Origin of the sequence: Citrobacter amalonaticus Y19 (assembly GCF_000981805.1) — a bacterium.
GTDB classification, from domain to species: Bacteria; Pseudomonadota; Gammaproteobacteria; order Enterobacterales; family Enterobacteriaceae; genus Citrobacter_A; species Citrobacter_A amalonaticus_C.
In genome coordinates, this window is sequence record NZ_CP011132.1 from 5,260,527 (window position 1) to 5,273,335 (window position 12,809).

12 protein-coding genes are annotated in these 12,809 nt (G+C 54.3%); 7 read left to right on the plus strand and 5 right to left on the minus strand.

The window, feature by feature from the left end:
* Positions 1–76: 76 nt before the first annotated feature.
* A complete protein-coding gene (argF, locus tag F384_RS24550) occupies positions 77–1,081 on the minus strand; it encodes an ornithine carbamoyltransferase (RefSeq protein ID WP_046495657.1) in 1,005 nt (334 codons plus the stop codon).
* A 164-nt stretch (positions 1,082–1,245) separates the two neighbouring features.
* On the opposite strand from argF, the gene rraB reads away from it, so the two are divergent.
* The 3 genes from rraB to F384_RS24565 all read left to right on the plus strand — a co-directional run bounded on the left by rraB (position 1,246) and on the right by F384_RS24565 (position 3,407).
* On the plus strand, positions 1,246–1,671 hold the full coding sequence (gene rraB, locus F384_RS24555; RefSeq protein WP_042321721.1) for a ribonuclease E inhibitor RraB: 426 nt from the start codon (positions 1,246–1,248) through the stop codon (positions 1,669–1,671).
* Positions 1,672–1,730: 59 nt separating this feature from the next.
* Positions 1,731–2,495 carry a tRNA isopentenyl-2-thiomethyl-A-37 hydroxylase MiaE gene (miaE, locus tag F384_RS24560; RefSeq protein ID WP_046495665.1) on the plus strand — a complete coding sequence of 255 codons (765 nt, stop codon included), beginning with the start codon at positions 1,731–1,733 and terminating at the stop codon, positions 2,493–2,495.
* Positions 2,496–2,576: 81 nt separating this feature from the next.
* Positions 2,577–3,407: a hypothetical protein gene (locus F384_RS24565; protein WP_046495669.1), complete on the plus strand. Its 831-nt coding sequence runs from the start codon at positions 2,577–2,579 to the stop codon at positions 3,405–3,407.
* Positions 3,408–3,413: 6 nt separating this feature from the next.
* Here the strand turns inward: F384_RS24565 and F384_RS24570 are convergent, their stop codons facing one another.
* A complete protein-coding gene (locus tag F384_RS24570) occupies positions 3,414–3,917 on the minus strand; it encodes a GNAT family N-acetyltransferase (protein WP_046495673.1) in 504 nt (167 codons plus the stop codon).
* Positions 3,918–4,096: 179 nt separating this feature from the next.
* On the opposite strand from F384_RS24570, the gene F384_RS24575 reads away from it, so the two are divergent.
* On the plus strand, positions 4,097–5,287 hold the full coding sequence (locus F384_RS24575) for a YjgN family protein (RefSeq protein WP_046495679.1): 1,191 nt from the start codon (positions 4,097–4,099) through the stop codon (positions 5,285–5,287).
* Positions 5,288–5,359: 72 nt separating this feature from the next.
* On the opposite strand, the gene F384_RS24580 is transcribed toward F384_RS24575, so the two are convergent.
* From F384_RS24580 to pepA, 3 genes are all read right to left on the minus strand, one after another.
* Complete coding sequence (locus tag F384_RS24580; protein ID WP_046495681.1) at positions 5,360–8,215, minus strand: valine--tRNA ligase; 2,856 nt, start codon at positions 8,213–8,215, stop codon at positions 5,360–5,362.
* Entirely contained in the window at positions 8,215–8,658 is a 444-nt protein-coding gene (gene holC / locus F384_RS24585; protein WP_046495682.1) for a DNA polymerase III subunit chi, read from the minus strand. The genes F384_RS24580 and holC overlap by 1 nt, the downstream gene beginning before the upstream one ends.
* 136 nt (positions 8,659–8,794) lie before the next feature.
* Positions 8,795–10,306 (minus strand): leucyl aminopeptidase, encoded by a 1,512-nt coding sequence (pepA, locus tag F384_RS24590; protein WP_046495688.1) that lies wholly within the window; start codon positions 10,304–10,306, stop codon positions 8,795–8,797.
* A gap of 153 nt (positions 10,307–10,459) precedes the next feature.
* Here pepA and ytgA point away from each other — a divergent pair, with 153 nt between their 5' ends.
* The 3 genes from ytgA (at position 10,460) to lptG (ending at position 12,755) form a co-directional block, all read left to right on the plus strand.
* The gene (ytgA, locus tag F384_RS30530) at positions 10,460–10,510 is read left to right on the plus strand and encodes a protein YtgA (RefSeq protein WP_211180521.1); all 51 of its coding nucleotides are present in this window, start codon (positions 10,460–10,462) and stop codon (positions 10,508–10,510) included.
* Positions 10,511–10,572: 62 nt separating this feature from the next.
* Positions 10,573–11,673 carry an LPS export ABC transporter permease LptF gene (lptF, locus tag F384_RS24595; protein WP_046495691.1) on the plus strand — a complete coding sequence of 367 codons (1,101 nt, stop codon included), beginning with the start codon at positions 10,573–10,575 and terminating at the stop codon, positions 11,671–11,673.
* The gene (lptG, locus tag F384_RS24600; RefSeq protein WP_046495694.1) at positions 11,673–12,755 is read left to right on the plus strand and encodes an LPS export ABC transporter permease LptG; all 1,083 of its coding nucleotides are present in this window, start codon (positions 11,673–11,675) and stop codon (positions 12,753–12,755) included. Before lptF ends, lptG begins: the two co-directional genes overlap by 1 nt.
* Positions 12,756–12,809 lie beyond the last annotated feature (54 nt).

The following is a 12,809-nucleotide window of genomic DNA, read 5'->3' on the forward strand; positions in this document are numbered from 1 at the left end:
GCGGAAACGGTGATTTTCGTCTCAGGTTGCTGATGAACCCCACATTTTTATGTGGGGTTTTTCTTTGCGGATAATATTATTGCGCCAGTGTCGCCACCATCACGGCTTTAATGGTGTGCATCCGGTTCTCGGCCTGGTCGAACACAATGCTGGCCGGGGATTCAAACACCTCATCGGTGACTTCCATCCCGCCATGCAGACCAAATTCCTCTGCCATCTTTTTACCGAGCGTGGTCTGGTCGTCATGAAACGCGGGCAGGCAGTGCAGGAACTTCACCTGTGGATTCCCGGAAAGCGCCATCATCTGGCTGTTGACCTGATAGTCACGCAGCATGGCGATACGCTCCGCCCATTTCTCTTTTGGTTCGCCCATCGATACCCAGACGTCGGTGTAGATAAAGTCCGCGCCTTTTACGCCAGCCGCGATATCTTCGGTGAGCGTGATGTTGCCGCCGTTTTTCTTCGCCATGGCGCTACATTCAGCGACCAGCGAGGCGTCTGGCCAGCAGGCTTTTGGCGCTACCAGACGCAGATCCAGCCCGGTGAGTGCGGCGGCTTCCAGCATTGAGTTACCCATGTTATTGCGCGCATCACCGGCGTAAACCAGCGTCATGTCGTTAAACGCCTTGCCCGGTAAATGTTCCTGCATTGTCAGCAGGTCGGCCAGCAACTGGGTGGGATGAAACTCATTGGTCAACCCATTCCATACCGGTACACCGGCATAGTCGGCCAGCGTTTCAACCACTTCCTGACCGTAGCCACGATACTGAATGCCGTCATACATCCTGCCCAGCACGCGCGCGGTGTCCTTAATTGACTCTTTATGCCCAATCTGGCTCCCGCTGGAACCGAGATAAGTGACGCGAGCCCCCTGGTCGTAAGCGGCAACTTCGAAAGAGCATCGTGTACGGGTCGAGTCTTTTTCGAAGATGAGCGCGATATTTTTTCCTGTAAGCTTTTGTTCTTCTATGCCGTTTTTCTTATCGGCTTTCAGTTTTGCGGCAAGCTGGATGAGCGCGGTAAGTTCAGCAGAGGTGAAATCGAGTAACTTTAAAAAATGCTTCTGATAAAAACCTGACATAGTTCCCTCCCATGGCCAATGCCATTTTATTGAATTAAAATTCAATTTATATGGATGATTATGCATTTGCAACCCCGTTTAACAAATCTTTTCTGGAAAGGTGGAGGCAACGACGGTGGTATGTGACAATAAGAGTATCGGCAGGACATTATGAGGAACGAGCCATGGCAAACCCGGAACAACTGGAAGAGCAGCGTGAAGAAACGCGCCTGATTATTGAAGAATTACTGGATGATGGCAGCGACCCGGACGCGCTGTATACCATCGAGCACCACCTTTCCGCAGACGATTTCGAAACCCTGGAAAAAGCTGCGGTTGAAGCGTTTAAGCTTGGCTACGAAGTGACCGAGCCGGAAGAGCTGGAAGTGGAAGAAGGCGACACCGTCATTTGCTGCGATATCCTCAGTGAATGTGCGCTGAAAGCCGATCTTATCGACGCGCAGGTTGAACAACTGATGAACCTGGCCGAGAAGTATGACGTCGAATACGACGGCTGGGGCACCTACTTTGAAGATCCGAACGGTGAAGAAGGTGAAGAGGGCGACGACGAAGACTACGTCGACGAAGATGACGACGGCGTGCGTCACTAAGATCCCCGCGCGTTAAAAAGTACGGCAGTTTTCTGCCGTACTCTTTCGACAGGTTACACATGGACTATCCGCAAATTCTCTCCCCGGTACGCCAGTTTCTGCACTGTCCTACCCCGCAGGCCTGGATTGACCAGGCGCGCGATCCGCAAAACCTTCCTCTGCTGCTCACCGATCATCTGATTTGCGAACTTAAGGCGGCGCAAACGGCGATGCTGCTGGTGCGTAAGTACGTGGCGGATAAACCGGGTGCGGATGCGCTGCTCGCCTGGCTACAGCCGTATGAAGCCTTTGCCTTCCGGGAAGGGCCGGAACCGGACTTTGTCGCGCTCCATAAACAGATTGGTAAAAGCGTGATGCCGGAAACGGACGATCCGTGGGGCCGCCAGCTTATCGACAGCATGGTGCTGTTGATAAAAGAAGAACTGCACCACTTCTGGCAGGTGCGCGAAGCGATGCAGGCCAGAAATATTCCTTACGTGAAGATCACCGCCAGTCGCTACGCAAAAGGGATGCTGAAAGCGGTGCGTACGCACGAACCGCTGACGCTGATTGATAAGCTGATTTGTGGGGCTTACATCGAAGCACGCTCCTGCGAACGCTTTGCTGTACTGGCTCCGTTTCTCGATGACGATCTGCAAAAATTTTATCTGTCGCTGTTGCGCTCTGAAGCGCGTCACTTCCAGGACTATCTGGCGCTGGCGCAACAGGTCTCGCAAGACGATATTTCTCCCCGCGTCCGTCATTTTGGCGAAGTGGAAGCCGCACTGATTACCTCGCCGGACAACGAGTTTCGCTTTCACAGCGGTGTCCCCGTCGCCTCTTAATTTCGGTAGTTCTGCCAGCAGTAAGGTGACATCCCGTCGCGAGCAGTGAAAAATGTGTCCTTTTCAGGGCAAGGAAAACCGATGAACTGGACACATGTACTTCTCGCCGGCTACGTCGGCGCGGTTATCGCCGCCGTGATTGGGCTGATGCGTAAAAAAGGCTGGGTGGGAAAAGTCTCCGGCGCGGTGCTGATGATTGTGGCGATCGTCGCGTGGAATCTCTTTGACGTGCACTACCTGATCCCGCGAGAAAAAGCGGCGTCCGGTCAAACGGAGGAGCAGAAGTTTGATGCCGCGCTACTGCAAATGCCGACGTTTCAGGTACTGAAAGAACAGGAGCCGACATTCTGGATCCATCTCCGTACGCAGGCGCTGCAACTGAAAAATGAAGGCAAAACCGAGCAGCAAATTATCGATACCATTCAACCGCAGGTGCTGCAAATTCAGATGTCGCGTTTACAGCAGGCGCCTGACAGCAATGTCGTTGACTACATGAAGATCAATCTCGAACAGATTGCCGCGGTGCAGAAAAAAGGCGACGACGAGTGTTTCCGCTTTCTCTTCCCACAGGTCAAAGGTGGTATTAACCCGACGCGTTTGATCTCGCAGGATATTCTGAAACGGCGTATGGAGGGCGATGCCACGATGATGCGCGCGGCGTACGGTGTCAATAAACATACGGTGACAGACGCTGAGAAACAGCAGGCCATGCAGGATCTGCAAAACGTCGTACCGGTACTGGTGCAGCGCTACGGAGAGGATGTACAGCTTATGGCTGAGCCGCAGAAGGGGGTTGGGAAAGAGAAGGTTGTCTGCGATCTGGTGCAGGATATGTGGGTGGAAGTGCTGAAATTGCCAGCCGCACAGGCCGCTGGCGTGATTCGACTTTCGGTATCGCCTGAGATGCAATGACCGGTCTTACAGGGGTTTGAGCATGCGCACTTCGCAATCGACGTGCCCGGTGCAGCCCAGCGGTTCGCTGATATGCTCAAACCCTAAATGTTCGTACAGGCCAATCGCCTCGCGTAAAAAGGCGGTGGTTTCCAGATAGCAGTGTTTAAACCCCTGCGCGCGGGCGTGGTCCATCGCTATCAGCGCCAGCTTTTTCGCCATGCCTTGTCCGCGTGCCGTGGGCAAAAAGTACATTTTTTGCAGTTCGCAAATATCGGGTTCGCTACACGATAAAGGGGCAATTCCGCCGCCACCCACAATTTCCCCATTACGCTCCACCACCCAATACGCATGTCCAGGCTGAGAGTAGAGCTGATACAGTTCGTCCAGATTCGGATCGGCAACGGTATAGCCTTTGTCAGCGGTGAGACCATATTCGGCGGACACCTGGCGGATAACCGCCGCGATGACAGGATTATCCTGCGCGCAAAGGGGACGGAGGGTGAGGGGCTGATGTTGTTGATTACTCATATTTTCGTTTAATTAATTCTACATATATATAATTGTAATTGATATCACTGTCTGTGAAAGCATGCAAGCAGTACGTAAAAAAACAAGCGTTTCTTCACTGGACAGGTTATTCTGCGTTTGCTGATATTGATATTATTTAATGATTTTCATTTTTATATTTTGCAAACAAAGGAATTGTTATGGAATCAGTAGTAAAAAACGGGCAGAAGTCTCGTTGGCAGTTTGACTTTCATGGCCGCGCCGGACAATATTTTATAATCTGCCTGACTAATGTCATTCTATGTATCATTACTCTTGGTATCTATATGCCGTGGGCGATGGTGCGCAGTCGCCGTTATGTTTATGAAAATATGGAACTGAATGGTGCACGGTTTGGTTATCATGCGACAGGGCTGGCAATTTTCTTAAGCTGGTTGTTCCTGGTTTGTGTTTTTATTGTGATCTCTTTCCTGGCATTCATGCCCGCGCTTGAACTGGTGTTGCTGTTGGTATTTTTCCTGGCATTACCCATCTTTATGGTCAAAAGCATAAAATATAATGCCATGATGACCACGCTGAATAATGTACGCTTTAACTTTCACAGCTCATTGGGACGCGCATGGTGGATAATGATGGGTTTACCCGTTGTGCTTTATATTCTGCTGACGGTGATCATTCTCTTAGTGGTGAATATTCCTGGTGATGGCGTTACGGCTATTATTACAAAAGTCCTGTTAGCATTCGTTATTTTCCTGGCGGGTGCCGGCGTTATTGCCGGTGTCGTGTATGCGAAATGGATTACGCTGCTTGGTGAGGGCGGTCAGTTCGGTATTCATCGTTTCGCTGTCGCTGTAAGCGTAAAACAGTGCATCAAAGTGTGTTTCCTGTCGATGCTGATCGTTGTGCCTTTTTTGGCGATGATTGCCTGGCTCTTTTCCGGCATTTTCAGCGCCATTATGATGGCCAGCATGATGGGCGGGATGAGTGAGGAAGCGCAGCTTGCACTGATCCTTGAGAACCAGGGACAAATCATCGCCTGCTACCTGCTCTATTTCGCGGCCATTCTGCTTTCCTCCGGGTATATGTGGATGGGCTTGCGTAATCATTTCATGAACAATCTGACGCTCGCGAACGGCGGTATCCGTTTTCATTCCGGTATTGCATTTCATGCGCTGGTGGTGCAGTGGGTGCTGATTGCCGTGGTATCGTCCATTACGCTGGGGCTGGCCTATCCGTTAATGAAGATGCGCTATCTGCGTTTCCTGGCGGCGAATACCTGGGTTGATGGCGATCTGGATACCCTGGAACTGACTGACCATGATGAACAACCCGAGACAGGGCCGATTGCGGTGCTTTCTCGCGGTATGATGCCGCAGATACCCTTTGTCTGATACAAAGAGGCTGACACAATAAGGCCGGAGCATGCTCCGGCCTTATTACATAACTGCCATCCGATTATTCGATTACAGCGCGGCGATGACCGCCTGTTGCTCAATCAGCTTCGCTTTCGCTTCGGCGTAGCCTTCCAGCTTCTCACGCTCTTTGGCGATCACCGCTTCCGGCGCGCGCGCCACGAAACCTTCATTAGACAGTTTGTTTTCGATGCGGCTGATTTCACCCTCGATTTTTGCCACTTCTTTCGCCAGACGCGCCAGCTCATCTTCTTTGTTGATGAGACCGGCCATCGGGATCAGCAGTTCGGCACCATCGATGATTTTGGCGACCGAGACCGGCCCCTTGTCATCGGCAGGCAGCACGGTGATGCTTTCCAGACGCGCCAGATTCAGCAGGAAGCTGCGGTTGTCGTTCACACGACGAATCGCGTCATCGCTGCAACCACGCAGCAACAGCTCCAGCGGTTTACCCGGCGCGATGTTCATTTCCGCACGGATATTACGCACAGCGGTGATCGCCTGCTTCAGCCATTCGGTATCGGCAAGGGCGGCTTCATCAACCTGAGACGCGTCATAGACCGGGAACGGCTGCAACATGATGGTGTCAGCGGTAATTCCACAAATCACTTTCACACGCTGCCAGATGGTTTCGGTAATAAACGGAATGATCGGGTGCGCCAGGCGCAGCAAACCTTCCAGAACGGTAACCAGCGTGTGGCGAGTGCCGCGCAGTTCGGCTTCCGTTCCACCGTTCATCACCGGCTTCGTCAGTTCCAGATACCAGTCGCAGAACTGGTTCCAGGTGAACTCGTACAGAATGCCTGCGGCGATATCGAAGCGGAAGTTGTCCAGCGCTTCACGGTACGCTTTCACGGTCTGGTTGAATTCGGCGAGGATCCAGCGGTCTGCCAGCGACAGGGTCATTTCGCCGCCGTTGAAGCCGCAATCCTGGTCTTCCGTGTTCATCAGTACAAAGCGGCTGGCGTTCCACAGCTTGTTACAGAAGTTACGGTAACCTTCCAGACGCTTCATATCCCAGTTGATGTCGCGACCGGTAGACGCGAGTGCCGCCAGGGTGAAGCGCAGGGCGTCGGTGCCGTGCGGTTCGATACCTTCCGGGAACTGTTTCTCGGTACGTTTGGCAATCTTCTCTGCCAGCTGCGGCTGCATCATGTTGCCGGTACGTTTTTCCAGCAGTTCTGGTAACGAAATACCATCGACCATATCCAGCGGGTCAATCACGTTGCCCTTGGATTTGGACATCTTCTGGCCTTCATCATCGCGAATCAGACCGGTCATGTAGACGGTGTGGAACGGCACCTGCGGCTTGCCGTTTTCATCTTTGATGAAGTGCATGGTCATCATGATCATGCGGGCAATCCAGAAGAAGATGATGTCGAAGCCGGAGACCATCACGCTGGTGGGGTGGAACTGACGCAGCGCGTCGGTGTTTTCCGGCCAGCCGAGCGTAGAGAACGTCCACAGCGCGGAGGAGAACCAGGTGTCGAGCACGTCTTCATCCTGACGAAGCGCAACGTCCGCGCCCAGGTTGTTTTCCTTGCGCACGTCGTGTTCGTTGCGGCCCACATAGACGTTGCCGTCGTTGTCGTACCATGCCGGAATACGGTGACCCCACCACAGCTGACGGGAGATACACCAGTCCTGAATATCACGCATCCAGGAGAAGTACATGTTTTCGTACTGCTTCGGTACGAACTGAATGTCGCCATTCTCAACCGCTTCAACGGCGGGTTTTGCCAGCACGTCGGCACGGACGTACCACTGGTCGGTCAGCATCGGTTCGATAACCACGCCGCCACGGTCGCCGTACGGGACGGTCAGGTCGTGCGGTTTGATTTCTTCCAGCAGTCCGAGCGCGTCGATGGCGGCAACCACCGCTTTACGTGCGGCAAAGCGCTCCAGTTTCTGGAACTGTGCCGGGATCTCGCTTGAGTAAACGTCAGACTCTTCGCCTTTGGTGTCATACACTTCCGCTGTTTCGCGGATATCGCCATCAAAGGTGAAGATGTTGATCATTGGCAGGGCATGACGACGACCGACTTCATAGTCGTTAAAGTCGTGCGCCGGGGTGATTTTTACGCAGCCGGTGCCTTTTTCCATGTCGGCATGCTCGTCACCGACAATCGGAATGCGGCGGTTTACCAGCGGCAGCACCACGAATTTACCAATCAGATCTTTATAGCGTGGATCTTCCGGGTTGACGGCCACGCCGGTATCGCCCAGCAGGGTTTCCGGACGGGTAGTGGCGACGACAAGATAATCTTTACCGTCAGCCGTTTTTGCACCGTCGGCCAACGGATAGCGGATGTGCCACATCGAGCCTTTCGACTCGCGGTTTTCCACTTCCAGGTCAGAAATAGCGGTGCGCAGTTTGGGATCCCAGTTCACCAGGCGTTTGCCACGGTAAATCAAGTCTTCTTTGTACAGGCGGACGAACACTTCTTTCACGGCATTGGAAAGGCCTTCGTCCATGGTGAAGCGCTCGCGCTCCCAGTCAACGGAGTTACCGAGACGGCGCATCTGACGGGTAATGGTGCCGCCGGATTCCGCTTTCCACTGCCAGATTTTGTCGATGAAGGCATCGCGACCATAGTCGTGACGGGTTTTCCCTTCTTCAGCGGCAATTTTACGCTCCACCACCATCTGGGTCGCGATACCGGCGTGGTCGGTACCGACCTGCCACAGGGTATTTTTCCCCTGCATGCGCTGGTAGCGGATCAGCGTGTCCATGATGGTTTGCTGGAAAGCATGACCCATATGCAAACTGCCGGTGACGTTCGGCGGCGGGATCATGATGCAGAAGGACTCTTTGCTTTCATCGCCGTTAGGCTTGAAATAGCCCTGCTTTTCCCAGTGCTCGTAAAGCGGCTGTTCGATATCTTGGGGGTTGTATGTCTTTTCCATTATTTCCAGGTTGCCGTATTCAGGTTAAAACCAGCCACGCGGTAGGCTTTGTAGCGTTCACGCGCCGATTGTTTCAGAGAATCTTCGTAAGGAACGAAGTCTATCACTTCTGTGAAAGCGGTGGCAAAATCTGCAAAGCCAACGCGCAGACTGATGAGCAGATCGCGCGGGCTGCTGTTGCGTTTTTCCGGCCAGGCGATTTCCACCGGCGAACCGCCACGCGGTCCTTCACCCGCCAGATTGTGTGGGACGAAACTGTCAGCCGGTCTGGCCCACAGTGCTTCATCCAGGCGAATGGCCTGTTTTTCGTCTTCGCAGGCAATCAACACGCGTTTACCACTGCGCCAACGTTCTGCGGCAATCTCACACACCAGTTGCTCGACAGCGCTTAAGCCATCGACGGTGTTTTCGTTGTCCAGAAGGTAGAACGTTGCATTCTTCATATATGGGGCTTCTTGTGGTGGATTTAAACGCAAGGCCATGTTGCACACCGTAGGCCGGATAAGCGTAGCGCCATCCGGCAAAATGCCTGATGACGGCGCTAATGCGCCTTATCAGGCCTACGGGGCAATCTCAAACTTACTCTTCGCCGGAAAAACCCGCACGATTGAGCAGGAACTGTGACAGCAGCGCCACCGGACGACCGGTTGCGCCTTTGGCTTTCCCGGAGCGCCAGGCGGTGCCGGCGATATCGAGGTGCGCCCAGTTGTACTTGCGGGTAAAGCGCGACAGGAAGCAGCCTGCGGTGATCGCACCGCCAGGACGGCCGCCAATATTCGCCATATCCGCGAAGTTGGACTCCAGCTGTTCCTGATACTCATCACCGAGCGGCAGACGCCATGCGCGGTCACCCGCCTGTTCGGACGCGCCGATCAGCTCGTGCGCCAGCGGGTTATGGTTCGACATCAGACCGGTGATGTGATGGCCCAGCGCAATCACGCAGGCACCCGTCAGGGTCGCCACGTCGATCACCGCTTCCGGCTCAAAACGCTCAACGTAAGTTAAGACGTCGCAGAGCACCAGACGGCCTTCGGCATCGGTGTTCAGTACTTCAACGGTCTGGCCGGACATCGTCGTCAGCACATCGCCCGGACGATAGGCGCGACCGCCAGGCATGTTTTCACAGCCCGCCAGCACGCCGATGACGTTGATCGGCAACTGAAGCTCCGCCACCATGCGCATCACGCCGTAAACGGCCGCTGCACCGCACATGTCGTACTTCATCTCGTCCATGCCTTCGGCAGGTTTGATGGAGATACCGCCGGAGTCAAAGGTGAGCCCTTTACCGACCAGCACGATCGGACGGACATCTTCGGACGGGTTGCCTTTGTACTCGATCACCGACATCAGCGATTCGTTCTGCGAACCGTGACCGACGGCGAGGTAAGAGTGCATTCCCAGCTCTTTCATCTGCTGTTCGCCGATGACGCGGGTGACCACATTCTGACTGTAGCTGTCAGCCAACTGGCGCGCCTGAGAGGCCAGATACGCGGCGTTACAGATGTTCGGCGGCATGTTGCCGAGATCTTTCGCGGCCTTAATTCCGGCGGCAATGGCCAGACCGTGCTGGATCGCACGCTCGCCGCTGGTCAGTTCACGGCGCGTTGGCACGTTAAAGACCATTTTACGCAGCGGGCGACGCGGCTCGCTTTTGGTGGTCTTCAACTGATCGAAGCTGTACAGCGTCTCTTTGGCCGTCTCAACAGCCTGACGTACTTTCCAGTAGTTGTTGCGGCCTTTGACGTGCAGTTCAGTCAGGAAGCAGACGGCTTCCATCGAGCCGGTATCATTCAGAGTGTTGATCGTTTTCTGAATTACCTGCTTATACTGACGTTCATCCAGCTCGCGCTCTTTGCCACACCCGATGAGGAGGATACGCTCGGACAGCACGTTAGGAACATGGTGCAGCAACAAGGTCTGACCTGGTTTGCCTTCCAGTTCGCCACGGCGCAGCAGGGCACTGATGTACCCGTCGCTAATTTTATCGAGCTGTTCTGCAATCGGAGAAAGGCGGCGTGGTTCAAAGACGCCCACGACGATGCAGGCACTCCGCTGTTTCTCCGGGCTACCGCTTTTTACACTAAACTCCATGCACTACGCTCCTGAATCTTAAAGACAACGGCGGCGCCTGCGGTTAGAATTGCAAGCTTTCGTAACTCATGTCCGCAGTTGCGGTGACTTCGTGTTAATCTTAACGTTATTACGGCATTGGCACATCAGAACGCGTTCTGAGTAGCGAATCCGCTGAGTATAATAATTTTAGCGACGATTTCGACGACTCAAGAGAATAAATGACGTTTAAGCCATGAAACAAGCTAAATTCCTGCAAAAGACGAGTTTTTACGGGCGTATTTAAAGTGATAATCATAAGATATCTGGTGCGGGAGACGCTCAAAAGCCAGCTTGCCATCCTCTTCATCCTGCTTTTGATCTTCTTTTGTCAAAAGTTAGTGAGGATCCTCGGCGCGGCGGTTGACGGTGATATTCCGGCAAATCTGGTGCTCTCGCTGCTGGGCCTCGGCGTGCCTGAAATGGCGCAGCTCATCCTGCCGCTCAGCCTGTTCCTCGGACTGTTGATGACACTGGGCAAACTGTATACCGAAAGTGAAATTACGGTGATGCATGCCTGCGGTCTGAGCAAGTCCGTGCTGGTGAAAGCCGCCATGATCCTGGCGCTGTTCACCGGCATCATTGCCGCCGTTAACGTCATGTGGGCGGGACCGTGGTCGTCAAAGCATCAGGATGAGGTCCTCGCCGAGGCGAAAGCCAACCCCGGTATGGCCGCACTGGCGCAGGGGCAGTTCCAGCAGGCCACCAACGGCGGCTCGGTACTGTTCATTGAAAGCGTTGACGGTAGCGATTTTAAAGATGTGTTCCTCGCGCAGATTCGCCCGAAAGGTAACGCCCGTCCTTCCGTGGTGGTCGCCGATTCCGGACATTTATCGCAACTGCGCGACGGTACGCAGGTGGTTACGCTGAACAAAGGCACCCGCTTTGAAGGCACCGCACTGCTGCGTGATTTCCGCATCACTGACTTCCAGGACTATCAGGCGATTATCGGTCACCAGGCGGTGGCGCTGGATCCGAACGATACCGACCAGATGGACATGCGCACGCTGTGGTCCACCGATACCGATCGGGCCCGTGCGGAACTGCACTGGCGTATCACGCTGATCTTCACCGTATTTATGATGGCGCTGATGGTCGTGCCGTTGAGCGTGGTGAACCCACGTCAGGGTCGCGTGCTGTCGATGCTGCCCGCGATGCTGTTGTATCTGATGTTCTTCCTGATCCAGACCTCCCTGAAATCCAACGGCGGAAAAGGCAAGCTGGATCCGGTTATCTGGATGTGGGTCGTCAACCTGCTGTACCTGGCACTGGCGGTGGGACTGAACCTGTGGGATACAGTGCCGGTGCGCCGTCTGCGCGCCCGTTTTTCGCGTAAAGGAGCGGTGTGATGCAGCCATTTGGTGTCCTTGACCGCTATATCGGTAAAACCATTTTCACCACCATCATGATGACGTTGTTCATGCTGGTGTCGCTTTCCGGCATCATCAAGTTCGTTGACCAGCTGAAAAAAGCCGGGCAGGGAAGCTACGATGCGCTGGGGGCGGGGATGTACACCCTGCTCAGCGTGCCGAAAGATGTGCAGATTTTCTTCCCGATGGCGGCGCTGCTTGGCGCGCTGTTGGGGCTTGGGATGCTGGCTCAGCGCAGCGAACTGGTCGTGATGCAGGCGTCGGGTTTTACCCGTATGCAGGTGGCGCTCTCGGTGATGAAAACCGCGATCCCACTGGTGCTGCTGACCATGGCCATCGGCGAGTGGGTTGCGCCGCAGGGCGAGCAAATGGCGCGTAACTACCGTGCGCAGGCGATGTATGGCGGTTCGCTGCTTTCCACCCAGCAGGGGCTGTGGGCGAAAGATGGCAATAACTTTGTTTACATCGAACGGGTGAAAGGCGATGAAGAGTTAGGGGGGATCAGTATTTATGCTTTTAACGATCAGCGTCGTCTGCAGTCCGTGCGCTATGCCGCGTCTGCGAAGTTTGATCCGGAACAGAAGGTCTGGCGTTTGTCGCAGGTGGATGAGTCAAATTTGACCGACCCGAAGCAGGTAACCGGTTCGCAAATCGTGAGCAGTACCTGGAAAACCAATCTCACGCCGGACAAGCTGGGTGTGGTGGCGCTGGACCCGGATGCGCTCTCCATCAGCGGTTTGCATAATTACGTGAAGTACCTGAAGTCGAGCGGACAGGAGGCCGGACGCTACCAGCTTAATATGTGGAGCAAAGTCTTCCAGCCGCTGTCCGTTGCGGTGATGATGCTGATGGCGCTGTCGTTCATCTTTGGTCCGCTGCGTAGCGTGCCGATGGGTGTGCGTGTGGTGACGGGGATAAGCTTTGGTTTTGTCTTCTACGTGCTGGACCAGATCTTCGGCCCGCTGACGCTGGTGTACGGTATCCCGCCAATTATCGGCGCGCTGCTGCCGAGCGGCTCGTTCTTCTTAATCAGCCTCTGGCTAATGATGCGTAAATCATGATATCGAGCCCCTCCAACCGGAGGGGCTTTTGTTTGCAGGATCATCAGAAAAAAG

Bases quoted from the DNA above. Each gene is read 5' to 3' on its own strand.
- argF (WP_046495657.1), bottom strand. From the start codon at position 1,081: ATGTCAGGTTTTTATCAGAAGCATTTTTTAAAGTTACTCGATTTCACC.
- rraB (WP_042321721.1), top strand. From the start codon at position 1,246: ATGGCAAACCCGGAACAACTGGAAGAGCAGCGTGAAGAAACGCGCCTG.
- miaE (WP_046495665.1), top strand. From the start codon at position 1,731: ATGGACTATCCGCAAATTCTCTCCCCGGTACGCCAGTTTCTGCACTGT.
- F384_RS24565 (WP_046495669.1), top strand. From the start codon at position 2,577: ATGAACTGGACACATGTACTTCTCGCCGGCTACGTCGGCGCGGTTATC.
- F384_RS24570 (WP_046495673.1), bottom strand. From the start codon at position 3,917: ATGAGTAATCAACAACATCAGCCCCTCACCCTCCGTCCCCTTTGCGCG.
- F384_RS24575 (WP_046495679.1), top strand. From the start codon at position 4,097: ATGGAATCAGTAGTAAAAAACGGGCAGAAGTCTCGTTGGCAGTTTGAC.
- F384_RS24580 (WP_046495681.1), bottom strand. From the start codon at position 8,215: ATGGAAAAGACATACAACCCCCAAGATATCGAACAGCCGCTTTACGAG.
- holC (WP_046495682.1), bottom strand. From the start codon at position 8,658: ATGAAGAATGCAACGTTCTACCTTCTGGACAACGAAAACACCGTCGAT.
- pepA (WP_046495688.1), bottom strand. From the start codon at position 10,306: ATGGAGTTTAGTGTAAAAAGCGGTAGCCCGGAGAAACAGCGGAGTGCC.
- lptG (WP_046495694.1), top strand. From the start codon at position 11,673: ATGCAGCCATTTGGTGTCCTTGACCGCTATATCGGTAAAACCATTTTC.